This is a genomic window from Paenibacillus sp. JJ-223, assembly GCF_927798175.1.
Classification (GTDB): Bacteria; Bacillota; Bacilli; order Paenibacillales; family Paenibacillaceae; genus Paenibacillus; species Paenibacillus hubeiensis.
On record NZ_CAKMMP010000005.1, the window covers coordinates 148,295 to 170,237 of the forward strand.

General features: G+C 51.3%; 23 protein-coding genes, 1 pseudogene and 1 riboswitch. Of the genes and pseudogenes, 5 read left to right on the forward strand and 19 right to left on the reverse strand.

Going from position 1 to position 21,943, the window contains the following annotated elements:
* Position 1: 1 nt before the first annotated feature.
* The gene (locus L6H98_RS11065; protein ID WP_236415386.1) at positions 2–1,129 is read right to left on the reverse strand and encodes a deoxyribonuclease IV; all 1,128 of its coding nucleotides are present in this window, start codon (positions 1,127–1,129) and stop codon (positions 2–4) included.
* Between the two features lie 170 nt (positions 1,130–1,299).
* Between L6H98_RS11065 and L6H98_RS11070 the strand changes: the two genes are divergently transcribed.
* Positions 1,300–1,767 (forward strand): DUF2621 domain-containing protein, encoded by a 468-nt coding sequence (locus L6H98_RS11070; protein ID WP_236415388.1) that lies wholly within the window; start codon positions 1,300–1,302, stop codon positions 1,765–1,767.
* A gap of 174 nt (positions 1,768–1,941) precedes the next feature.
* On the forward strand, positions 1,942–2,841 hold the full coding sequence (locus L6H98_RS11075) for a TIGR01777 family oxidoreductase (RefSeq protein WP_236415067.1): 900 nt from the start codon (positions 1,942–1,944) through the stop codon (positions 2,839–2,841).
* On the opposite strand, the gene L6H98_RS11080 is transcribed toward L6H98_RS11075, so the two are convergent.
* From L6H98_RS11080 to L6H98_RS11130, 11 genes are all read right to left on the reverse strand, one after another.
* Entirely contained in the window at positions 2,833–4,635 is a 1,803-nt protein-coding gene (locus L6H98_RS11080) for a DUF6382 domain-containing protein (RefSeq protein ID WP_236415069.1), read from the reverse strand. The two genes, L6H98_RS11075 and L6H98_RS11080, sit on opposite strands and share 9 nt — an antisense overlap.
* 31 nt (positions 4,636–4,666) lie before the next feature.
* Positions 4,667–5,170: an A24 family peptidase gene (locus L6H98_RS11085; RefSeq protein ID WP_236415072.1), complete on the reverse strand. Its 504-nt coding sequence runs from the start codon at positions 5,168–5,170 to the stop codon at positions 4,667–4,669.
* Between the two features lie 18 nt (positions 5,171–5,188).
* Positions 5,189–6,262 (reverse strand): TadE family protein, encoded by a 1,074-nt coding sequence (locus L6H98_RS11090; protein WP_236415073.1) that lies wholly within the window; start codon positions 6,260–6,262, stop codon positions 5,189–5,191.
* Positions 6,263–6,289: 27 nt separating this feature from the next.
* The gene (locus L6H98_RS11095) at positions 6,290–8,401 is read right to left on the reverse strand and encodes a hypothetical protein (RefSeq protein WP_236415075.1); all 2,112 of its coding nucleotides are present in this window, start codon (positions 8,399–8,401) and stop codon (positions 6,290–6,292) included.
* Between the two features lie 96 nt (positions 8,402–8,497).
* On the reverse strand, positions 8,498–9,172 hold the full coding sequence (locus L6H98_RS11100; RefSeq protein WP_236415077.1) for a TadE family protein: 675 nt from the start codon (positions 9,170–9,172) through the stop codon (positions 8,498–8,500).
* Positions 9,156–9,344, reverse strand: a complete 189-nt coding sequence (locus L6H98_RS11105) for a Flp1 family type IVb pilin (protein ID WP_236415079.1) — start codon at positions 9,342–9,344, stop codon at positions 9,156–9,158. The genes L6H98_RS11100 and L6H98_RS11105 overlap by 17 nt, the downstream gene beginning before the upstream one ends.
* Before the next feature lie 11 nt (positions 9,345–9,355).
* Positions 9,356–10,225: a type II secretion system F family protein gene (locus tag L6H98_RS11110; RefSeq protein WP_236415081.1), complete on the reverse strand. Its 870-nt coding sequence runs from the start codon at positions 10,223–10,225 to the stop codon at positions 9,356–9,358.
* 13 nt (positions 10,226–10,238) lie between these two features.
* Positions 10,239–11,000 carry a type II secretion system F family protein gene (locus L6H98_RS11115; RefSeq protein WP_236415083.1) on the reverse strand — a complete coding sequence of 254 codons (762 nt, stop codon included), beginning with the start codon at positions 10,998–11,000 and terminating at the stop codon, positions 10,239–10,241.
* Positions 11,001–11,048: 48 nt separating this feature from the next.
* Positions 11,049–12,314 (reverse strand): ATPase, T2SS/T4P/T4SS family, encoded by a 1,266-nt coding sequence (locus tag L6H98_RS11120; protein ID WP_236415390.1) that lies wholly within the window; start codon positions 12,312–12,314, stop codon positions 11,049–11,051.
* 1 nt (position 12,315) lies between these two features.
* Positions 12,316–13,554 (reverse strand): ParA family protein, encoded by a 1,239-nt coding sequence (locus L6H98_RS11125; RefSeq protein WP_236415085.1) that lies wholly within the window; start codon positions 13,552–13,554, stop codon positions 12,316–12,318.
* Positions 13,555–13,724: 170 nt separating this feature from the next.
* Positions 13,725–14,108: a VOC family protein gene (locus L6H98_RS11130; RefSeq protein WP_236415087.1), complete on the reverse strand. Its 384-nt coding sequence runs from the start codon at positions 14,106–14,108 to the stop codon at positions 13,725–13,727.
* Positions 14,109–14,459: 351 nt separating this feature from the next.
* On the opposite strand from L6H98_RS11130, the pseudogene L6H98_RS11135 reads away from it, so the two are divergent.
* A pseudogene (locus L6H98_RS11135) lies at positions 14,460–14,579 on the forward strand (excalibur calcium-binding domain-containing protein); the annotation flags it as partial.
* A 352-nt stretch (positions 14,580–14,931) separates the two neighbouring features.
* On the opposite strand, the gene L6H98_RS11140 reads toward L6H98_RS11135, so the two are convergent.
* From L6H98_RS11140 to L6H98_RS11160, 5 genes are all read right to left on the reverse strand, one after another.
* The gene (locus tag L6H98_RS11140) at positions 14,932–15,798 is read right to left on the reverse strand and encodes a DUF6612 family protein (protein WP_236415089.1); all 867 of its coding nucleotides are present in this window, start codon (positions 15,796–15,798) and stop codon (positions 14,932–14,934) included.
* A 68-nt stretch (positions 15,799–15,866) separates the two neighbouring features.
* Positions 15,867–16,289 (reverse strand): thiol-disulfide oxidoreductase DCC family protein, encoded by a 423-nt coding sequence (locus L6H98_RS11145; protein WP_236415091.1) that lies wholly within the window; start codon positions 16,287–16,289, stop codon positions 15,867–15,869.
* A 126-nt stretch (positions 16,290–16,415) separates the two neighbouring features.
* Positions 16,416–16,694: a hypothetical protein gene (locus L6H98_RS11150; protein WP_236415093.1), complete on the reverse strand. Its 279-nt coding sequence runs from the start codon at positions 16,692–16,694 to the stop codon at positions 16,416–16,418.
* Between the two features lie 162 nt (positions 16,695–16,856).
* Positions 16,857–17,102, reverse strand: a complete 246-nt coding sequence (locus tag L6H98_RS11155; protein ID WP_236415095.1) for a zinc ribbon domain-containing protein — start codon at positions 17,100–17,102, stop codon at positions 16,857–16,859.
* Between the two features lie 177 nt (positions 17,103–17,279).
* The gene (locus L6H98_RS11160; protein WP_236415097.1) at positions 17,280–17,699 is read right to left on the reverse strand and encodes an organic hydroperoxide resistance protein; all 420 of its coding nucleotides are present in this window, start codon (positions 17,697–17,699) and stop codon (positions 17,280–17,282) included.
* 427 nt (positions 17,700–18,126) lie between these two features.
* Between L6H98_RS11160 and L6H98_RS11165 the strand changes: the two genes are divergently transcribed.
* Positions 18,127–19,419, forward strand: coding sequence for an Nramp family divalent metal transporter (locus L6H98_RS11165; RefSeq protein ID WP_236415392.1), 1,293 nt, complete (start codon positions 18,127–18,129; stop codon positions 19,417–19,419).
* A gap of 106 nt (positions 19,420–19,525) precedes the next feature.
* Here the strand turns inward: L6H98_RS11165 and L6H98_RS11170 are convergent, their stop codons facing one another.
* Positions 19,526–20,209, reverse strand: coding sequence for an HAD family hydrolase (locus L6H98_RS11170; RefSeq protein ID WP_236415099.1), 684 nt, complete (start codon positions 20,207–20,209; stop codon positions 19,526–19,528).
* Positions 20,210–20,431: 222 nt separating this feature from the next.
* Entirely contained in the window at positions 20,432–20,827 is a 396-nt protein-coding gene (locus L6H98_RS11175; RefSeq protein ID WP_236415101.1) for a hypothetical protein, read from the reverse strand.
* A gap of 120 nt (positions 20,828–20,947) precedes the next feature.
* A riboswitch (cyclic di-AMP (ydaO/yuaA leader) is annotated at positions 20,948–21,108 on the reverse strand.
* A gap of 313 nt (positions 21,109–21,421) precedes the next feature.
* Between L6H98_RS11175 and L6H98_RS11180 the strand changes: the two genes are divergently transcribed.
* Positions 21,422–21,901 carry a glutathione peroxidase gene (locus L6H98_RS11180; RefSeq protein WP_236415104.1) on the forward strand — a complete coding sequence of 160 codons (480 nt, stop codon included), beginning with the start codon at positions 21,422–21,424 and terminating at the stop codon, positions 21,899–21,901.
* Positions 21,902–21,943: the final 42 nt, after the last annotated feature.

The window sequence follows — 21,943 nt, forward strand, 5'->3', positions numbered from 1 at the left end:
ATTAAGCCGTGACGAGCAGCTCTTTGCCGGCCAGCCAGGCGATCAAACGATGATTCAGTTGTTCCTCGCTCAAATCCGGGAACAGGGCAGATTCCGTCACCATGTCGTACAGGCGCTCCAGCGGCTCGCGCGGATCGGCCTTCTTGGCTTTGGCATCATTTTTGAGCAAGTTCCATACATCGAGAATATAAGAGCGCGGATTGATTTCCTTGCCTTCGAAGAAGTGATGCAGCTGCTCGACTTCAGCCAAAAATGACTGGCCGAAACGGCCGGCAACATCCCCGCGCAGCAAAGCGATTTCCACCTCATACATCGGGCGCTGCGTCTTGGCATCTTTGCCGATCCACGGGGTTTCCAGAATGAACGGACGCCCCTGAAGCTTCTCGTGATGCACAACCCGGTTAATCGCTTCGAACCCGATCCATCCCGAGCCGATCGGGGTGTGGCGGTCCTTGCGTGCGCCCACCGGATTTTTGCTGTCATTGATATGCATGACGGCAATGCGATCCAGTCCGACGATGCTGTCGAATTGTTCGAGCACGCCGTCCAAATCTCCCACGATATCGTAGCCTGCATCGTGAATATGGCATGTATCCATGCAGATCGTCAATCGTTCGTTATGCTTGACCTTTTCGATAATCTGTGCGATCTCTTCGAAGCTGCGTCCCATCTCCGTGCCTTTGCCGGCCATCGTTTCCAGAGCGATATTGACATCCGTCTCCTTCACGCCGTCCAACACCTCGTTCAGGCCTTGAGCAATGCGCTCAATGCCGTAATGCGCATCCTTGTCGGTGAAAGCACCGGGATGCAGCACGATATTTTTTACGCCGATGGCATGCGTCCGCCGAATTTCTTCCTGCAGGAAGCTGACGGCCAGCTCGTACGTATTTTCTTTGTAAGAGCCCAGGTTAATGATGTACGGCGCATGCACTACGATTTCATCCATGCCCGCAGCCTGCATGGCCTGTTTGCCTTCTTCGATGAACATGGATTCAATGGGCTTGCGGCGCGTATTCTGCGGAGCACCCGTATATATCATAAACGAACTTGAGCCGTACGAGGACGCCTCATTCGTTGCACTCAATAATCCCTTGTCCGAAAAGGACACGTGAGAGCCTATTTTAAGCATCATTCATCCCCCTTTGTTTGAGTTATCCCCTATTCTAACGCGATTATCGAAATAAATCTAGAAATGCGATATAATTCGGAATACAGGCTATTTTTAACAGCATTCCGGAACATGGGTAGCGGAGGGTTTCTTTCGCAAAATTCAATGAACCGAGGTGACCTTTTACAGTGATGTTCGATCCACTTGTTTTGACGCTGGCTAGCAGCTCGCCCAGCAACTGGTTTATGAACACGATCGCATTTTGGACAGTCATCCTGTTAGGCAGCATGTGTATCGGCGGTTTTTTTATGATGCGCAAATTTCTGAAGGTATTGCCCAAAGCGGACGGCAAGTCCAAGCTGGATTGGCAAAATCACTGGGTCGAAACCAGCCGGCATTTATGGACGGACGACGCCAAAGCCTTTTTGGATCAGCTGGTGGAGCCGGTGCCCGGACCGTTCAGGGACATCGCGAAGCATTCCATTGCGGCTGAAATCGGCAGAATCGCCATCGAAAGCAAAGCTTCCGAAGTCACCCGCGACCATTGCATCAAGGGATATATTATCGCCACGCCCAAGCGGGACAATAAGTTTCTTGTCCGTTTTTTGCAAAAAAACGAAATTGATTATTCGCGTTACGAACATTTGATGAACAAATAAAAAAGGATAAGGTTTTAAGAACGTCGCTTTTGGTGACTCCTCATGATAAACGAATAGAATCCCACACAGGCTCCGGCAGGTCAAGTTTCAGTTCATTCTTACCGATCGGGGCTTTTTTCCAATGATCGTTGTTGTTGAATACCTGCGATAGATACGCAAAAGGGAGTGCCCACTATGAAAATTGCCATCTGCGGCGGAACCGGATTTATTGGAAGCGCATTGACGGATTACTGGCTGAAGTCCAATCACCATATCATGATCATCACTCGAAAGCTGCCGGAAAATAAACGAGCGGCATATCCGAATCTGGAATATGTATCCTGGGAACAACTTGAAGTTCAGCCGGAACGTATGGAGGGGTTCGATGCGTTGGTTAATCTTGCGGGAGAAACGTTGAATCAACGCTGGACGGGCAGCGCCAAGATGCGGATTCTGGAGTCGCGCGTAACGACCGCAGCAAAGGTGGCACGCCTCGTGTCTTCACTTGAACGCAAACCGGAGGTGGTCGTGCAGGCTTCTGCCATGGCGATCTATGGAACATCGGCAACGGAAACCTTTGACGAGGACAGTCCCCTTCATGCAGCGGATTTTCCGGCACGCGTTTCGGAACGCTGGGAAGCCGCCTCCAAGGAAATTAAAGGTACAAGGCTTGCCTTCATCCGGATCAGTCTGGTGTTGGGTCACAAAGGGGCTTTTCCACTCATGAAGCTGCCCTACTTGGTTGGATTTGGCGGCAAACTGGGCAGCGGCAAGCAGTGGACGAGCTGGATTCATATTCACGATATGGTGAGGCTTATTGATTTCACGGTGCAAAACAAAGCCATTTCCGGTCCGGTAAACGCGGCTGCACCGCATCCGGTAACGAATGACGAATTTGGAAAAACCATCGGAAAGGTCTTTCGCAGGCCTCATTGGTTTCCGGTACCGGGCTTCCTGATCCAGGCACTGGTAGGGGAAATGTCTATGCTTGTGCTGCAAGGGCAGCGTGTCATTCCCCAAAAGGCGCTGGATCAGGGTTTCCTGTTCACTTATCCGACGCTGCAAGAAGCGTTGGAAGACCTTAAATTACACTGATTGGACCGCTCGGTAGGTGTAGACGGACTCTGCCAAAATGAAGGAATCTCCGTCATGGAGCGGATATTCCTTGTAAGGGGCAAGCAGCTGCCCCTGAAGGACCGTTCCGTTCACGGAACCGAGATCTTTAATGGCATAACCGGTTTTGTTCCTGCTCAGTTCAACATGCGCACGGGATACTCCGACCGCTGCATCAACCCACTGTACCATGTCTGCCGACCTTCCAATAACAAACGAGGCTCCCCTTATGTCCATCCGCTCGCCCGGCTCCCCTGCAGGGGATCTACGCTCCAAATAATACAGGGGCAGTCCCGTGTCTGCGCCTTTGAAGCCGCCGGCTTCTTTCATGGATTGCAAATTGACGGTAGCTTCTCTGGACACGTCAAAACGCATGCTGTTCTCTGTGGATGCTGCCGAATCCTGTAACTGTTCTTTGTCCGAAAAATGCGGGTGCGGCAAATCCTGTACCATGCTTCCCTGCCGACGGTTATACGGCATATCCATGCGATGAACATTCGTGTTCAGATGCGGACCTTCCGGGGCGGCGTCTGACCCCGGCAATGGATCTTGCAACTTGCTGGGGTCATCGCTTCGGCGGGCTGCAAACGGACCTGCATGGCCTGCTTGATTGTTCCAACGCCAGCTTTCCTGAAACATCTCTTCTTCGCCGCCGCTTTCCCGTTGGCGTTTACCCAGGGCAGGAAACGAAAACCTCCCTCGCCCTTTCCACGCCCATACTGCTGCCCCAAGCAGGATGATGCTCAGAGCGGAAGATACCATCATTTCCATCTGTCCGGGCTGTTCCATGTAAATGAATCTCCATATCAAAGCCATGCCTACCATGCAGCCCAAAGCGATGTATGTCACTTTGGCAGACCCCGCATCTTTACCTTCGTCATCCACGTCCGTCTCAAGGTTCTGGTCCTCACCTGAATCCACAGAGCTTCGCTTGAACATCCTCTTCTTCGAGTCATGGTTGGATGGCTTCTCCGATTCTACGGCAGAACGCTCGCCGGATCGCGACAAAAAGGGCTGCGGCTGTCCCGTTTCCAAAGCTGAAGACATTATGCCTTTGCGTTTGAACAGGAAAGACTCCGGCTCCGATTCCAAACCTTGATGCGTGCCATGGGACACAACATGAAGCTTCGCCTCCATTCCGGACGCGGCAGCCGGATGAACGGAGGACGCGGTTGTCTTCTCTGGATCATCCTCGCTTTTTTGCCCGTTCGCATACAATTCCAGCAACAGCTCCCGAAGGTGCCTGATATCCCAGCTCTCTTCATGGCATAACTGGAGCACGCGCTGAATCCCTTCACCCTGCAATTGCTGCACATGGGCCATCAAACGGATAACAAGCTCCCGAAATTGCTGAGGTATATCTGTCTGGGCTGCACCCTGGATCGGAACGTAAATCATGCCGATTCCCCCTTGATCGAGCGACCCGTTAACGAACAAATAATCCTCCTGCAGAATAAACTTGCATGACTCCAGCATATATTGCCTGCTCTCCAATAGCGTGTCTGCGATCTGGAACAACAATCCGTACAGCACGTGAAGTTTGATCTTTTCCGTCTTCAACGCATGGGAGAGCATCTTGAATCCCGCGATATCATATTGAAGAGTCACCTTAAGATCCACTTCGCGGATATGGACCGGCAACACTCTTGCAATGCGATTGGAGGCAAGCATTCCGACCTGCACGCTGCTTAACTCGTCCATCCGCAACCCATCGGGCCTCTCCAGCACCATGAACACACCGCCGTTGCGAACAAAATCCCTCGTCAATCCAAACATCGTTCTATTCCTTCCTCCTTCCTCAGCCGATCTACATCAAATATAAATAAGTGCTGACAAATCCGGGCAATACCGCCAGCATAAACGGAAATTTCAGCGTTTTCCCCTTGCCGACCAGCCTGATCGAACCCAATAGGAAGAAGCCGGCCAGGCCGCCAACGATGCTGCGAAACCGCCTTGCCGCATCTTTTCGGAACAACACAATGACAAGCCCGATCGCGCCCGCATACAACACGGAATAAACGACGACATGAATGCCGAACAACAGCCCGGTCCAGGACCCGATTGCTCCGAATAGCTTCACATCCCCCGCGCCCACGGCACCGATGGCATACATCGCAAACAGAACTGCAAAACATACGGCAAATCCCGCGGCCGAGAAGAGCAAGCCATCCCAGCCGCCCCAAGCGGCATGTGCCGCCGTCCCCACCAACATCGCAGGCAAGGTGAGACGATTCGGAATCTTCATCGACCGAATATCGGTGACGAAGGCTGCCATTACGACCAGGCCGCAAACCAGATAAAACCATTCCATGCTCCGCCCTCCCTTCAATCATTTGGATGCCACGTCAAAACTGGTTTCGGTCACTGCGCCATCGGCCGTCTCGACCACAAACGTCCATGTGCCTTCCGTCGTCCGGGTGCCGACGAACCAGTTCCATTCGATGACACCATTCTCGTCCGCCGTGGCCCAACCGATGTGTTTGGCCGTGCTCTGGCCGGATTTGTAAAAAATCGTAAGGTTCGCGCTCATCCCGGGGTCCACCTTGACTTTCACCGTGGCTTTGTTGCCAACGTACGCCGGCTCCGGTTTGGACAATACAACCGCTGCTGAACTTGCCGAATTAGCCCCCTCACCGGAGCCGCCAGAGCCTTCTCCCGTATCTCCAATCCATGCACGTTCGGCCGCGCCAGCCTGGATACGTAACGATTTGCCCAAAAAAGGAACCTTAACGGGAAGCTCATAACTCAATTCCACCATAAAATAAGGATTCTGCTTATTGCGAAGATCGGGAACGGAAATACCGTTCACGTGAATTCGTTCATAATCAAGGACACGTTCATTAATGAAAGGTTTAAGCATCGGTTTTACCGTTGGATCAAGCACCGATTCCAAAACGGAAGTTTTGATTTCCTGTAAAGGCTGTTCGCCGCGGGCGGCTGCCGCTCGAACCCAGTCGTTGAGAGGCTCGGGAAGTGAAGAAGCGTATTTTTCCGCCCACTCCTCCAGAGACAGCCCTGGCAGTTTCCATCCTCCCCCTCCCTCCCCGCCTCCGGCCGAATCGCCGGGCGAGAACGCGAGCGAGACCGGATAGATCTGGGCAGCCAATTGCTTCACCGCCTCGCCCGCCGTACTTTGCAATGAAGTGGAAATAAGCGTCATCTGCACGATATATATAAGGAACATGACGAAGAAGAGAAATACCGGCAGCACCAACGAAGCCTCCAAAACGATGCTCCCCTGCTCTTGGGGCAACGGAGCCATTGGCATGTTTGCCCGTAATGATTTCCTTTGATCCTTCTTCCGCCAAATCGTAAGAGTCCAGCGCAGGTGCAGCTTCCCTCTCATTCGCCATGCCTTGCCCGACTGCTGAAATTGCTGCTTTCGATGGAGTTGCTTGTCCATGTTCCCTCCATGGAATCATCATTAAATTTAATAGGAATAATCCGCTCGGCGTTCCACGAACAATCGTCCGTCTTCCACCTGTTCCTCACTGCCCATTACGGCCCCTATGCTTCGCACGACGCCAGGCAAAAACCATAATCTGATACTGCTGCGCGTCGATCCCGCTGCATAGGTTTGCTTTTCCTCCGGATTCACCCCGGTATTCCATCGGATCAAAGCGAGCATTCTGGACATTTTGCGTTCATTGTTGCTATGCATCAACAAAAACAGGCGAAGATGATCCCGGTATGTAAGTTTGATCTTGATCATTTTGGACAACTCTACGCTGCCTTCCTTGGCCAATGTGAGCATGTCTTTGATGGCATGAGTAATGCCATGCAGTATGGCGGCAGACAATACAAGCAGCGGATTCCCAAGCTTGCTGTTTTCGATCAATCCCTCTGCCGTACGAATGGCAAGCCTTATACCGAATATTTCCGCGTATGCCGCAGCGATGTTGCCTGAAGAGTTGTGAAAGCCGTAGATGATATATTCCAACTCCTGATTTTTCAAGTCAAATACGTCACCCGCTCCTCCACCCCCTTCGGTCCATCCCAGCAATTGCCCGAAATCCGTCGAATTAAAGTAAGCCAAAGCATATTCATTCTGGAACAGCTCATCTCCCAGATTGTCGAGCAAGCCTGACATGCCCCCGAACAAGCTGTCCATGCCGCTCATCGCATTGCCGCCGGACTCGTACGGATCACCTGCGATTTCCGCCTTTTCCGAGGTACTGGCGCTCGCCTGATTAAATGCAATGTTGGCATTGTAAAACTTCTCCAACGATTTGAAAGCCTCCGACGAAGCCGAACCGCCGTTTTCGATCCGCGCCAACACGCGCCGGACCTCCTTCAATTTGCCTTTGGACTCCTTGTCATTGGCTTTGCGCTGCGCATCGGACCCGCGACCGCTCTCCAGCTCGCGTTTGCTCTGGAGAATGACATTGGAAGCGCCATTGCGCACAAAGCTGTCCATATAACGCTCCGTCGCTTGGCTGGCTTGTCTGACTGCCTGTTTAATCGGAACACCGTGCTGGGAAGTCACGTTGCGAAGCTGGTTGTTAAGTTCTACGCCAGCCTGTCTTACTTGAGTAAAGTCAGATGTCTGCGCGCTGACACGCTCACCCAATCGGTCAAACAGACCTTCCTCCCTTACCAGTTCGGAAGCAAGGGAACGTGTATCTCGCGCCTCGTTCCCGTTTCCGGTGGAGCCGGGACTCTGGCCCGGCAAATCGGAACTGCCCACTTTGTCATATTCGGCATTCTGCAGACGATTCTGCCCTTCGGCAATGACCCGTTTCATTTCTTCATTGATGCTGCGGGCCTCTTCGATTTTGGTGATCGCCTCCGGCAAGTTCGTCTGATGCGCTTGGGTCGAGGACTGCAAGCTAGCACTAATCCCCATCACTACATTGTTCACGCCCGAACGATATCGCCCCAACTCCGATATATATTGCTGTTCCAGAAGCGGCAGCCCTTCATCTGCTGTTTTTTTGCTCCAGAAGTCGGTATAACGTGCTGCTGCCTCGGCGGCAGTAACAGGCGCTTCCTCAAGCATTTCGTCGTAAATGGCCCCGTTTGGCGGATTCATGACAAGTTCCGGCAGGCCCTTCAGCTTCGCCGCGGATTGTTCCTGTATTTCGATGGCCTCGTCCAGCAGTGCCTCTCGCTTGTCGTACAGCTTCTGCAGTTTTTTGAGCAAATCCACCGTATGAGCCGCTTCCTTCATCTCTCCCGACATCGGTTTGAAACGGTTGATCACTTCGAGGGTAAAGTCGACGGGAGCCCGGTACTTCATGTCTTCCTGGATTTGTCGATTGAAGATGGCATACTTGCCCAATTCTCGTTCCATGCCAAGAGAAGTGGTGTCCCACTGAATATCAAGAATGGGAAAGGCGTCCTTCACCGCCGAAGGTTTCACGCTATCGTTCAGCACTTTGGCCATCATATTTTCCCCGCTGCTATCTCCGTATCCGAATAGCCCGTATTCCCGAAGCGCAGGGTCATATGCCGACATTACAGACCTCATCGCAGCATGCGTCATCCGTTCAACCTGTACCTTGAAAGCCGCAATGCGCGCATAATCGATAAATACCGCCATGAACATATACACCCCCGCCAGAATCAATATTAAAAACAGGGTGACTGCCCCTGATTCGCCATCTCTTTTTCTGAACAGCAGAGCCCTCCTCCTTTGCTACTTTTTGCCGTTCCCGAAATGCTGAATGACTTGCCCCGCTTCTGTTGCTGCTTTTGCCGCCGCTCCGCCCCTGCTTTTAAACTTAGCAGCGTAATAGCGGGCCAAATCCACCGTTCGAATGAACTCGACAGGCTCAACCACGGCGGAAACACCTTCGGTCTGTACCTCATCACCCGAATCAAAGAGAAAAGAAGGCAATGGCAATGAAATAACCTGGTTAAGATGGACCGTGACTTTCCGCTGCAGCAGCGAATTCGCGTATTCGATCGTGCCGGTCATGCCGGAGGGCATGCCCTGTACGGCTTGAGCCAATTTTTGCTCGGCAAGCCCTTCTCCCTCGCTAGCCGGTATGGAAACCTTCGTCACGTTGTCGGCTCCCGCCCAGCCGAATAAAGCGCCCAATAACTGATCATCTTTCAACCGCCAATACAAACCGTCAACATCTGAAACAGCATACTCGCCGGTCAAGGCTTTTTTGTGGCTGTTGTCCCAACTGTAGGCCGCACGCTCCGAAGCGGCATAGGCATGCTGATTCAGAAACGTTCTTTGGTACATGTACATACCAAAAAACAATATCAATGCCAACACAAAGAGCAGCACAGGAAAGACCAGGGAGGCTTCGATGGTGAAGCTCCCCTCATCGTTCCTGAATCGTCTATTCGAAAAATTCATTGCTTTTATCGCTGACTTGACCAAGCAGCCTCGTTACCAAAGCTTTGATCTGATCCTTGAAAATCAGAGCAATGATAATAATGACGCCAATAATCAGGATCAGTTCCAACGTCCCCAAACCATCTTCTTCATTCCAAAATCCTTCGATTTTTCCTCTCGTCCATTCCAGCATGCCGATTCCTCCTACATATTCATCATCATAAAAGCAGGTGCCCCGATCATGACCACGATCGCGAAAAAGATCACCACCATCGGAAACACCAGTTTGGAAGAGGCCTGCTCTCCCCTTGCCCGACTGACTGCCTTACGCTTCTCCCACAGTACGTGTGAAAGATCACGCAGCGCCAACACAAAGTCACCTCCTCCACGCCGGAAATTCAGCAGTACGGTCGTCGTAAAAATCGTGACCTCCTGAACCCCGCAGCGTCGGCTGAACTGCTCGAAAGCCTGGTGAAACGAATATCCGTTATTCCAATCCGCAACGGTTCTGCGCAGTTCGTTATATAAAGGATGATCCCGATTGCCCTGACTGGCTGCGCAATGTACGATGGATCGCTGAACCGTTTCTCCCGCGCCGACCAATAACACGATCCGGTTCAACAGTTCCGGCAGCTCCATCAGCATGTCTTGGTCCCTGCGCTGCACTTTCGCATTCAGGTCTCTGTAAAGCGCAAAGGGCAGCAGCATTGCCATAATCAGTCCACATGCCATTCCCCCGATTCCGATGCCTTCAATCAATGACAACAGGCACCCCAATATGAGCATCAGCCATGCATACGCCAGCATTTCGGCACAATAAAGCATTGTTTTCTCGCCGCTGTGCTGGACGCCGTATATTTTCTGAATGGCATGCTGCATGCGAAACATCAACACAGGCAATCTTCGTACCGCATCGAATCGTTCCAGCAAAAAAAGAAACGGACCATGCAGCTGCTTCAGCCTGATTCCGGGCATGTCCAGCTTGCGCAAATGTCGATACGCCCTTCCCCGGGCACGATCGAGCACGATCCATCCCAAACACAGCGCTCCGCCTGCAAATACGGGTATCAACATTTCGATCTCACCCCTATACCTTGATATCCATAATGCGCGTGATCCACAAATAACAGCCGGCAAGCATCACCAAAGCTCCGGTAGAGATCAGATACCCCATGCCGCTGTAGAGCGGTGCCATAAAGTCCTTGGCGGTGAAATTCAAAAAAAGGAGGAAAATGAACGGTGCGGCGAACATTGCCTTGGATTCAAATCGTTTCTGGGCCACCGCAACCATGATATCCTGCTGGATATCCAGCTTCTCCCCGATCACGGCTGACGTGCGTCTCACCACCTCGACCAGATCGCCGCCTGTCCGCTTGCAAGTAATGAACACGTCCGCAAAATTGGTGATATCCTCGATCCGGGCACGATCGGCAAAGTCCTGCAGCGCTTCTTCGATCGCTTGGCCGTACTCCATCCGGGTGCGCAATATCGTGAATTCCCGAATCAAATCCGTATCCGTTTCCGGATTGAGCATGCGCAAATCTTCGACGGATTCCCGGAAGCCGTTCTCTACCGATTTTCCCGCCGCAAGCGCGGACGACAACGCATACAGCGCTTGTTTAAAGTGCAGGCCGAGCGTCGTTCTTCTGCGGTCCAGCAGCACTTTGGTCCAATAACGGGGCACCCCGAGAGCCCCGACTGCCAGCACAATCCCGGCAATCCAGTGATGATAGAACAACAGACCTACCCCAAAGAACAACAGTCCGCTGATCCCAATACAGCTCCAGCGCTGCCTTCGAGATAACACCAATGTCGTATAATCCGTAAGTGTTTGTTTGGCTTCATCCACCGAAACCACCTCTGATTAGTAGTTTATTTACGTTGTTATATGATCTATTCAGCCAGGGATCGGGCTTCGCTGTGCGTACTCCTCCAACCATTCTCCATAACCCGCCATCTGCACTTTATGTACTTGCTTTAACTTCCCCACTTGAACAAGACCACCGACAATCTTTCCATCCTGCTCTCCTTGCTCCTGGAAACGGAACAACGGATGAAGCATCACTTCCCCCTCATGCATGCCTGCAACTTCACTGATTTCCGTTACGCGGCGGGAACGGTCGCGAAGCCGGGACAAATGAACAAAAATATCGATGGCCGAGCTGATTTGCTGCCGCACAACGGAAATAGGCAGATCGGCGCCGCTAAGCACCATCGTCTCCAGTCTGCTGATCATGTCAGCCACATTATTCGCATGGGCGGTACTTAAAGATCCGTCATGCCCGGTGTTCATAGCCTGCAGCATATCCAACGCTTCCGCTCCCCGAACCTCCCCGATCACGATCCGGTTGGGACGCATGCGCAGCGACGACTTGATCAAGTCGCGAATCGAAATTTCCCCTTTGCCTTCCGTATTGGCATTGCGCGTTTCAAGCGATACCAGGTTGGGCACGGTCACGATCCGCAGCTCGGCAGAATCTTCGATCGTAATAATGCGCTCATCGGCAGGAATGAACTGGGACAGCGCATTAAGAAACGTCGTTTTTCCCGAGCCCGTTCCGCCGCCGATGAAAATGTTATATTTGCTGCGGACCAATTGCTGCAGCAGTTCTGCTGCTTCTTCGTGCAATGCTCCTTTATCGATCAGGTCCGACATGCTCATCGGCTCGCTCGGAAATTTCCGGATCGTCATGGTTGGCCCTTTAAGTGCGATTGGGGGCAAAACGATATTGACCCTTGATCCGTCCTTCAATCTGGCATCGACGATGGGAGACGATTCATTCACGATCCGGTTGACGCCAGCAACGATCATCTGGATGATATCCTCAAGCCGCTCCGTGGATTCGAATTCCAATGGCACGCGCTCTACCTCCCCGGCCTTTTCCACGAAGATCTCCCTATGGCTGTTAATCATGATTTCCGTGATCTCCGGAGAGTCGACCAGCGGCTGCAAAATGTCCAGTCCGCGAAACGAATCATACAGCCGCTTGACCAAGGCATGTTTTTCCCCTGAAGTCAGTTCTTCCAATTGAGCGTCGGACAGCACCCTGCGTTCAATGGATTGCCACAGCTCCTCGTCTCCGGCAGCGGAAGTCAGGTTCAAACCTGCCCTGACTTCATTGCGCATGGCCTGAAACAGGTCTTCACGTTCCGGGACGATCATTTTAACCATGGCGTACCTCCGCCATTGAAGGAGCGAGTCCTTTGATCCGCGAATGGTCATCCTCGTCAGGCAGCAGCATGGCGCATACCTGCCTGATTTCACGCTGGAAGATCGGAGAGCTGAGCAGCACTTCCTCTTGACTGAGCTGTTTCCAGGAAGGAATCCACGGAAGAATCGCGTCCAGTCGCAGATCAGCACGGGGAAGGGCATTTATCATGCGGCCCTGGACCTTGTTGGCTACAAACCTGGCACGTTCCATCACGCTCTCGTAACGTTCCGGATGAATTCGTTCCATATGTCTCATCCATTCTCCCCAGCGGTACATGGAGGCAAGTTCGTCCTCAACGAGCCATACAAGCGTGTCCGCCGCTTCAAATACAGCCTCGCTGCGCCCATCCCAACCCGAGTCGCCATCCGTGACGATCACGTCATACCGACCGCAATCCACGGCATGCTGCATCAGCGCTTTGGCGTCCTCGCAGGACATTTGCAGCAGTTCTTTGCGGTTGTTCGGCGGCCAAAACATGTCTGCCTTCAATGCGTCATGGCGAAACACATAATCGTCCAGAGCCCCTCCCTGTTTGGCTGAAGCATTCTGCTTCTCCCCTCTAGCCCCGGAATGCTTCTTGCCAGCCTTCAGGTCGTATAGCAGCCGCGACAAACCCGATTCCGCTTCGGCATACCGAGGATGGCTCCGCAACAACCCTTTCTCCAGAAACGGCATGGTGCTGTCCAGCGTCTCCAGATTGAGATACAGCACCGCATATCCCGCAACACCCAATTGTTTGACCAAATGCATCGCTAGCGTTGTTTTGCCGCAGCCTCCGGAAGCCGATACCACTCCTGCCAAAAGGGTGCCGCGACCCGCCTTCAGCTGTTTCTTCCGCCGTGGTTGGCGGCAGGCATTCAAGGCCGTATCCAGCAGTGCAGGCAAAGGTTGATACTTTGCCAGAAGCTTCTCTTCCTGTACCCCTTCCTTTCCTTCCCCAAGCATCAACCATGGGATTTCTCGATCATGTTTCGCCCGTTCCAGCCAGGGCTGCAGAAATGCAGGCTCCGCAATGACCAGATCAGGCATCTCCCTGTCTACCTGTTCGTACATGTACTCCCTGAAAGCTTCCTCATTCGAAAACGCCGTAAAACGGATATCCGCGGCATATGCGCTTTCCCGCACATAATCCAGCCAGGCGTCAATATACTCTTTGTCCCCGGAAGCAAGAACCGCCTTCAGAACACCCAATATGCCTTCCCTCCCCGAAAAGCACAAAAAACACCGCCCATACAATTGCACAAACCGCATGCAATGTAAGGACGGTGCTTCCGTCACGTGCTATGAATTTATCGATAATATATCATACAATTTCTGGATGATCAAGTGATTTGTGAAAAACCGGAAATTACGCTTCCCTTTTACGAGCCGTAAGGAGCGCCGAACTCGATAATGTTTCGATCCGGGTCCAATATGAAAATTTGCGCAAATCCGGCAACGCTGTCCGGCCTGGCCTCGTATTCGACCCCCTGTTTCTCAAGCCACTCCAACGTTTCCTTGTGGCTCTTCACCCAAATCGCGAAATGGCCATCCGTCGTATCGATGCCGCCCTCCCGCAGCGTATGCCCCTGCGGATGCTGCAATAGATGAAGCTGCTGGCTGCCGATGGCATACCAAGTGCCCGTTGAACGGAAAGGTGGACGCTCGATCTCCTGCAGTCCAAGCACCTCCGAGTAAAACCGCTTTGCAACCTCCAGGTCGCGCACAGCCAAACTGACGTGGTGAATATGCGAAAAATGAATCATTCCCGTTTCCCCCTCCTCTTTCTTGCCCTTGCCGGATCTCCCTCGGGTTATGCAAACATGATGTTCAAGCCGATAGAATATACCATAGCATAACATAATGATTCTTCGCCAGAACCTAGGTTTGCTCAAACAACACAAAACACCCCCTGCTGATTGAATAAGTTTCCTTTTTCTTTGTTATAACCTGTAGTTCGATAGCCTTCTTTTTGGTAAAATAGCTTTGTAATTCACTTAAACGATGAAGGGAGTATATGAAGGATGAAAAAGAAATTGGTCTTTACCGTGTTAGCCGCTATTCTGGTTGCCAATGTTTCAGTCCAAGCTATGCCTAAAGTTGAAGCGAAAAAAGTGTACTACAAAAACTGTGCTGCCGTGAGGAAAGCCGGGAAAGCACCGCTTTATAAAGGAGAGCCAGGATACCGTAAAGCCCTGGATCGAGACGGAGACGGCGTAGCTTGTGAAAAGAAATAAGTAAACAAGGTTGTACGTATCCGTCCACGTTTTTCAGCCTAAAGTTGAAAAACACAAAGAACAAAGCTGGCTTAAGGTTGCACCTGAATACATAGCTGGTCTCAAGCAAGGATAGAAAAACCTCGAACAACTTGTATACTTCTCTAGACGGAACATCGAACGAGAAGCATATACCATATATAGCACTCCGGATCGGGGTGCTTTTTATGTCCGCAAACCATCCGGAACGTTGCAGGCAGAAAGCATAGAAAATACGAAAAACACCCCTCGCAGAGCAGCGCAAAACGTACATTTCCTTGCGCTTTCTCCTTAAAGGGATGCATCTCTAAACCTTCCGGATTGATTCAACTCGTTACTTCGCGCTGTCCAGCACTTCCTGAGGAACCTCGATGTTCTCCACGGTGTTATGGTTGCTGAATGTGCTGGTCATTTTCATGTCCATCTTCATCTTCTGACCCTCTTGCTCCATGTTCATGACCATGTTGAGGTCTGTTCCCGTTGGCAAATATGTTTCTTGGTTGACCATGTATTTCATGGTCATGCTGGTGATGTCCATTTGATCGATCATCGTTTGCATTTGCGGGTCTGTCCCGTTTTGCTGCAGAACCGATTTGGCCAGCTCCTTCACGTTGTCCCCGGACACCGTAGCGTTGATGATATAGTTGTCGCCCTCGGCCGTAATTTTCGTGTCTTCCGTGATCGATTTGAACTGCTCCAGCTCCTGTTCCGGATTGACGCTTGCTTTCATTTGCTCGATCAGCGGCTGGGTTTGCTCTTCCGGAATGGTCACCCACTGTTCGCCCACCTGCGAATAGATGCTATCGTTAGTAAAATACTGCTTGATGGTCTGCGCTTCCTGACCGGGCATTTCCACTTTCATTTCCTGGTAAGCCGTCAATGGATCTTTGATGACGTCCATCTTGATGCTTGTCGTTAACTGCTGCTCCTGGCTCTGTTCGCCGGCTTCGACGCTAATGTTCTGCTGAATGCTTGCTTCGGAGGAAAAACTCTTTAGTGTCTTCGAAGCTTCGCTCGATTTTGCAATCAATTCGTCCAACGTAGGAACCGCCGCTTCCTGTTCATTTACTGCGGCATTATTGCTCGTTGGATCGTTGTTTGCCGCTGTTTTTGATGCATCATTGCTTCCCGCCTGACCTCCGCATGCAGCCAAGCTTAGTGCCATCCATGCCCCGATAAGTACTGTCGCCCATTTCTTCAAATGATTATACCTCCAAAATGTATGATTTCCCCAATCATTACCCTGTCTTTCCTCATTTCAAACCCATTTCACAGAAAACGATCCTTGATGTCCGGTGAAGGAAGCATGCACGTCTCATCCTTGCCGAACCAGCGGTACCGATTGCGGGCAATGACGCCATATACCGCATCACGCAGCGGCCTTGGTATGATCACGAATCCATACAGCAGCGGGTAAGGAAACTTCAGGCCTTTGGCAAGCTTCAGCGCGGCAGTAGACCGCGTGTAATACTTCCCGTCTTCAATCAGCACGAATGTATCCATGCGATCGACCGGAAGCCTTCCTTGTTCAAGCAATCTTTTGGCCACATCCGATTGAAGCGAGGCGAAATGGTACTTTCCTTTCGGGTCGCGCTTGATGATCCATTTGGTGACTCCCTGACAAAAGTGGCATACGCCGTCCACAAGCACGATGGGATGCTCCTGTCGTTTTTTCGATTCATGTTCGGACATTTCCTCAACCTCCTCCAGCTATTATAGAAGCTGTGCACCGCTCGCGATGCATTTAAAGGTACATGTTCTTCCGTTCATATAGAAAAAGAGCGCAGGCTTGCGCCCACGCTCGTATCTGCCCGGCAATTACTCGGCAATTGCCTTTTCTACCCACTGGTCATCCATCATTTGTTGATGGAGGTCTGCTGCATACTGGTCCATGCATTTGCAAATGAAATCTTTGCGGCATACTGGACAAGGCGTTTTCTGCAGACGGCTGATGTTGGTCAATTTCCATTCCGGAGTACGGGAATAGAACACGCGGCAATGGGTGCCGTCCACCAATTTCATCGTAAACTCGTACAATCCGTCTTTTTCGTTTTTGCTCGCGATTTGCAATGTTGCAATGCTCGGTCTATAAGACATGGAGATCACCTGTCAATTCAAATTTGTTCCTGCATTAGCTTTCTCAGTACTCAAACATATTAAAGAAATTTTAGCTTAATGTCAACTCGCCTGCCATGCCGCATTGCCGGGATCTCCATATCAGAAACGCGGGCGCACCGGATCTTCTCACGGGAAGCCTCATTAACCCCCGAACAAAATATCCAGAATCGTCCCGACCTGGCCTTGCTTTTTGCCTTTCAACACGCTTGGGTCAAACACCTCGACATAACCGCAGGAAGAACAAGAGACGAACAAATAATGGTTGTGTTGGATATCGAACACTTTGCTGAGTCCTGCTCCCGACATGGACACTTCCTTGATGTCGCAATCCGTCCCCCGACATTTCGAACATACGAACCGGCGCTCAATCATTTCTTCAATACTCATCAAGCGTTCCCCCTCTTCTTTTCTGGACGTCGGATCAGACAGGTTTGGGTTTATGTAAAAGAGTACGATATGCATCATGCCATTTCCTGCTATGAAATGCTTATTGTTGAAAAACAGGACCCTGCCGGATTGCGGCAGAGCCCCCGATTCGGATCCGATGTCAAAGTTCGCCCAGCGTTATACCACGTTCAACACAACGTCGATATTGCCCCGGGTCGCCTTGGAATACGGACAAAATTCATGCGCTTTGCGAGCCAGCTCCTCCGCTTGGCTGCGTTCGATTCCTTCCATATTGACGTCGAGGCGGACCGCCAGCTTGAAACCGTCGTCTTCCGGGTCTTTGCCGATCGAAACGTTGCTGGTGACGACGACGTCCCCAAGCTTCACTCCTGCCTTACGGGCCACATTGGCCAGCGCACTCTCGTAACAAGCTCCGTAACCCGCTGCAAACAACTGCTCCGGATTCGTACCTTCACCGCCTGATCCGCCCAGTTCCTTAGGCATGGCGAGCTCATGTTTGAGCACTCCGTCCGAAGAAGCTACCGAACCCGTGCGTCCGCCTTTAACTGTTGCCGTTGCCGTATATAAAGCCTGCATCGATGATCTCTCCTTTAATATGGTTAGTATTATCGCTTATGTTCCAATTAAACCGCTGAGTCGTTTTGAAACGTTATTCACCGCTATTCCGGTTCTGACAGCATCGAATGGGTTAACCTATCGTCTGAAACACCACCCCCTTCTTTGCAAGCCGCCAACTATTCCTATCCATTCTTTTTTGTTTGGCGCCACTTCAGAAAAATTGTCCTTTTACATAAAAGTTGCACTAGACAAAAATATTTGAGGGTGTACAATGTAAACAACGACATATCTTTTCGGACATAAGCTTCTCGTCATTCCAAACCTTCATTTCATCGAAACTATAGATAATCGTTATTAAATCCATTAAAAGTCAGGTGATGATTCCATGAGCAAAAGAAATCCATTCCACACCTCCTCAGCCGAACAGCTTGCAGCAGCAGGCGCGATGCCTTCCCTCGGGGAAGCCCATAGTTCCATGAGAGTGCCCAAAAACGCGGCCTGGTGGAAAAAATTCCTCGCCTTCGTCGGCCCGGGTTACATGGTTGCCGTCGGATATATGGACCCCGGCAACTGGGCGACCGACATATCGGGAGGCTCGCAATTCGGGTATACGCTCCTGTCGGTAATCCTCATTTCGAATCTGATGGCGGTTGTGCTGCAAGCACTCGCGGGCAAACTCGGCATCGTTACCGGACGCGACCTTGCCCAGGCTTGCCGCGAACGGTTCAGCATGCCTGTAGTCATCATCCTGTGGTTGTTATGCGAACTCGCGATCGCTGCAACCGATCTCGCCGAAGTGATCGGGTCGGCCATCGCCCTGAAACTGTTGTTTAACATTCCGATGCTGTATGGCGTCATCATTACCGCAGTGGACGTGCTGCTGGTCCTGCTTTTGCAAAACAAAGGTTTTCGTGCCCTTGAAACGCTCGTCATCGTGCTGATGGCCACCATTGCCCTCTGTTTCGGCATCGATCTGTTTCTCGCCAAACCGGACATGGGCGGAGTGCTGCATGGCTTTGTACCCAGCGCGGAAATTTTGCAAAACCCAGCCATGTTATACATCGCGATCGGCATCATCGGGGCTACCGTTATGCCCCATAACCTGTATCTGCATTCGTCCATCGTACAGACCCGCCAGATCGAGCAGACATCCCATGGCAAAAGAGAAGCAATCCGTTACTCCACCATGGATTCCACGATCGCTTTGACGCTGGCCCTGTTCATCAATGCCGCCATTTTGATCGTGTCGGCGGCCGTTTTCCACAGTGCAGGCATGACGCAGGTCGCTGAAATCGCCGATGCCTATCACCTGCTGACGCCGCTGCTGGGCACAACGATCGCAAGCGTTCTGTTCGGCGTTGCCCTGCTTGCTTCCGGCCAGAATTCCACGCTGACAGGAACCCTGTCCGGACAGATCGTCATGGAAGGTTTCCTGAACATCCGGATTCCCGCCTGGCTGCGCAGGCTGGTTACACGGCTTATTGCCATCATCCCGGCCGTCATCGTTACCGCCATTGCCGGCGAACACGGTACCGAGGAACTGCTCATTCTGAGCCAGGTCATTTTGTCTTTGCAGCTGCCGTTTGCCGTCATCCCGCTGGTCATGTTTACGAGCGATAAAAAAAGCATGGGCGAGTTTGCCAACAAATCATGGCTGAAAATAGCATCCTGGTTTATTGCTGGTATCATCGTCGTCCTGAACGTGTACCTCATTATCCAGACTTTCGCACTCCTCTAAAAAAATAAGGCTGATCGTCGCAAGCACCGGAGTGCCTGCACGATCAGCCTTTTCTTCGATGAAACGGAGGATGAACACAGCATTATAATGTAACTATTAATGAAACCTAATCCTCGCCAGGCAAAAACAGCGGCAGCAGCTGCTCCAGCGATTCAACCGTCCAGTCCGGCTGCTCGTCCGCCGAGCGTTCAGGCTGAAACCTTCCGTAACCTTGCAATATGCGTACAGTGCGCATGCCCAGTTTGCTTGCCGGAACGATGTCGTTATCGATTCGGTCCCCAATCATAACAGCCTCATCAGGCTCGCATTCCGCCTGCTTCAACGCTACCGCGTATAATCCGGGATCCGGTTTGGATACGCCCTCTTCTGCCGAGCATGCCAGGACGTCCACGTATTTGCGCAAGCCATACCTTTCAAGCCGCTCTTCCGTGCCCAGGCTTTGATTGGCAATGATGCCGATCCGATAACGGCCGGATAACGCATGCAGCACACGCTCCGCAGCAGCAAAAGGATGCTCAAGCTCCTTCCGGAACTTCAGTTTTTCCTGAATCCGTGCCCGGTGCTCCTCATGATCGATCAAGGTACGAATAGCTACCCGCATCGGCCACTGCTCGTACTTGCTGTAACATTCGACAAAGATCTCGCGCACCTTTTCGATGTTCACATGATACCCGAGCATTCGGGCTTCCCGCACAAACTGGCCAATGATGTCGTCCACCGGCTCCCACTCATCCACCAACGTATCCCCAACATCAAAAAACAACCATTTGATACCACCAATATCCGGCACGTTACTCCTCCTTGCTCACCTTGAACGCATCCTCCCAATCATCAACGCGAGCCTCATCCGGCGAATCTTTTACCATTCAAAAGGTCGCTGTTTTCAGGCCCGTCTTCCAACATTAAAAAAAGAAGACCCGTATCCAGAAAGAGTCTTCTTGGTTTTTCACACATATAATTAAGCTAATTATAACAGCCGCCTAACATCGGATCAATCACCAACAGCCCGCCCTTATCCGTTGAGCAGAAATCCGACCTCTCCATTCATCGAATACACGATCCGATCGGCACCCATACCGCGATAAATGCCTTTGGGATGGCTCTGTTCCGTAATGACGCACAACGTCTTGGATGTCCACGATCTGCAGATTTGCAGATAGCGGCAGGTGAGATTAAGGCTGTTCTCAAAAATAAAAACATTGCCCACATTTCCCTGCGGCAGAAACCACTTTTGCGCCGATGCCGTATTCATGCGAATGACGTTCTCTACGCCGATCCGCCGCAATTTGCGTTCTTCGCCCGCACTGTTCGTCAGCACGGCAAAAGGTACCTTTTTGTACATCAACAGCTTCACAAATTTGCGCCCTGCTTCATTCGGGGCCGTGACCAAAACCATCTCGTTATCCATTATTCGTTCCTCCCTCTGACGTGAAAAGACAACAAAAAAGAAGCGTGGGGGACCAAGGCCGCCCGAACGCTTCTTCAATCCATGACAAATAACATTCGCCACGAATAACGTACGGCTTGTTGCCTCTCCCTTTAACGCTTACGAGGTTAGCTGACGGATTCGGGCGCGAGAGTCGCCCTATTTCCGGCATAGCCGGAAAATTCACCCCATAGATGCATCGCATCCGATTGGTTCCCCCGTTTTCCATTCCGACCGGAACGGAAACTCAGCGATTAAAAACATCGTTCATGTTATCGATATGAATCATACACCCCTGACAAGTCGGTGTAAAGTCGGTGCAGCTCTCCGAAAAGGCGGATTTATGGCACTTTGCTTTAATGAGATCGCTTACATATATACTAATCTCCACCTTTCTCGTTTAAACTATCTAATTCTCGCTCTGGTAGAAATTCCACATGATAACGGAAAGGAAGAAACAAGACACTGGCATCCCAAATGATTCCAATTATAATTTTGCATTAATTAATTGCATCAAATATAATAGAGATATAAAAAGGTCACCGCATCGATACTACTCATTTGGAGGCGAACATTATGTCCATCTACGATTACAAAGTGAACACGCTTCGTGGCCAGGAAGTCGAAATGTCCCAATACCGCAACAAGGTCCTGCTGATCGTCAACACTGCGAGCAAATGCGGCCTAACCCCGCAATACGAAGGCTTGCAAAAGCTGTATGACAAGTTCCAGAACAGCGATTTCGAAGTATTAGGGTTTCCAAGCAACCAGTTCGCTCAGGAAAAGGGCTCTTCCGACGACATCGCCGAATTTTGCCAGATGAACTATGGCGTCAGCTTCCCGATGTTCGAGAAGATCGACGTGAACGGCAGCAGCGCCCACCCTCTTTTTCAGCATTTGACCAAGGAAGCGCCAGGCCTGCTAGGATCGAAGGCCATCAAATGGAATTTCACTAAATTTCTGGTCGACCGGGACGGCCGCGTGCTCAAACGTTATGCTCCCCAAACGACGCCTGATCAGATTGAAGCCGATATTGCGGAGCTGCTGCATCAATAACAACATTTCAACAGAGATGGATTGATGTCACGATGCATTCAT

What these genes read in the sequence shown, in the direction of transcription:
- L6H98_RS11065 (WP_236415386.1), bottom strand. Translation starts at nt 1,129, where the DNA reads ATGCTTAAAATAGGCTCTCACGTGTCCTTTTCGGACAAGGGATTATTG.
- L6H98_RS11070 (WP_236415388.1), top strand. Translation starts at nt 1,300, where the DNA reads ATGTTCGATCCACTTGTTTTGACGCTGGCTAGCAGCTCGCCCAGCAAC.
- L6H98_RS11075 (WP_236415067.1), top strand. Translation starts at nt 1,942, where the DNA reads ATGAAAATTGCCATCTGCGGCGGAACCGGATTTATTGGAAGCGCATTG.
- L6H98_RS11080 (WP_236415069.1), bottom strand. Translation starts at nt 4,635, where the DNA reads ATGTTTGGATTGACGAGGGATTTTGTTCGCAACGGCGGTGTGTTCATG.
- L6H98_RS11085 (WP_236415072.1), bottom strand. Translation starts at nt 5,170, where the DNA reads ATGGAATGGTTTTATCTGGTTTGCGGCCTGGTCGTAATGGCAGCCTTC.
- L6H98_RS11090 (WP_236415073.1), bottom strand. Translation starts at nt 6,262, where the DNA reads ATGGACAAGCAACTCCATCGAAAGCAGCAATTTCAGCAGTCGGGCAAG.
- L6H98_RS11095 (WP_236415075.1), bottom strand. Translation starts at nt 8,401, where the DNA reads ATGGCGGTATTTATCGATTATGCGCGCATTGCGGCTTTCAAGGTACAG.
- L6H98_RS11100 (WP_236415077.1), bottom strand. Translation starts at nt 9,172, where the DNA reads ATGAATTTTTCGAATAGACGATTCAGGAACGATGAGGGGAGCTTCACC.
- L6H98_RS11105 (WP_236415079.1), bottom strand. Translation starts at nt 9,344, where the DNA reads ATGCTGGAATGGACGAGAGGAAAAATCGAAGGATTTTGGAATGAAGAA.
- L6H98_RS11110 (WP_236415081.1), bottom strand. Translation starts at nt 10,225, where the DNA reads ATGTTGATACCCGTATTTGCAGGCGGAGCGCTGTGTTTGGGATGGATC.
- L6H98_RS11120 (WP_236415390.1), bottom strand. Translation starts at nt 12,314, where the DNA reads ATGATCGTCCCGGAACGTGAAGACCTGTTTCAGGCCATGCGCAATGAA.
- L6H98_RS11130 (WP_236415087.1), bottom strand. Translation starts at nt 14,108, where the DNA reads ATGATTCATTTTTCGCATATTCACCACGTCAGTTTGGCTGTGCGCGAC.
- L6H98_RS11145 (WP_236415091.1), bottom strand. Translation starts at nt 16,289, where the DNA reads ATGTCCGAACATGAATCGAAAAAACGACAGGAGCATCCCATCGTGCTT.
- L6H98_RS11150 (WP_236415093.1), bottom strand. Translation starts at nt 16,694, where the DNA reads ATGTCTTATAGACCGAGCATTGCAACATTGCAAATCGCGAGCAAAAAC.
- L6H98_RS11155 (WP_236415095.1), bottom strand. Translation starts at nt 17,102, where the DNA reads ATGAGTATTGAAGAAATGATTGAGCGCCGGTTCGTATGTTCGAAATGT.
- L6H98_RS11160 (WP_236415097.1), bottom strand. Translation starts at nt 17,699, where the DNA reads ATGCAGGCTTTATATACGGCAACGGCAACAGTTAAAGGCGGACGCACG.
- L6H98_RS11165 (WP_236415392.1), top strand. Translation starts at nt 18,127, where the DNA reads ATGCCTTCCCTCGGGGAAGCCCATAGTTCCATGAGAGTGCCCAAAAAC.
- L6H98_RS11175 (WP_236415101.1), bottom strand. Translation starts at nt 20,827, where the DNA reads ATGGATAACGAGATGGTTTTGGTCACGGCCCCGAATGAAGCAGGGCGC.
- L6H98_RS11180 (WP_236415104.1), top strand. Translation starts at nt 21,422, where the DNA reads ATGTCCATCTACGATTACAAAGTGAACACGCTTCGTGGCCAGGAAGTC.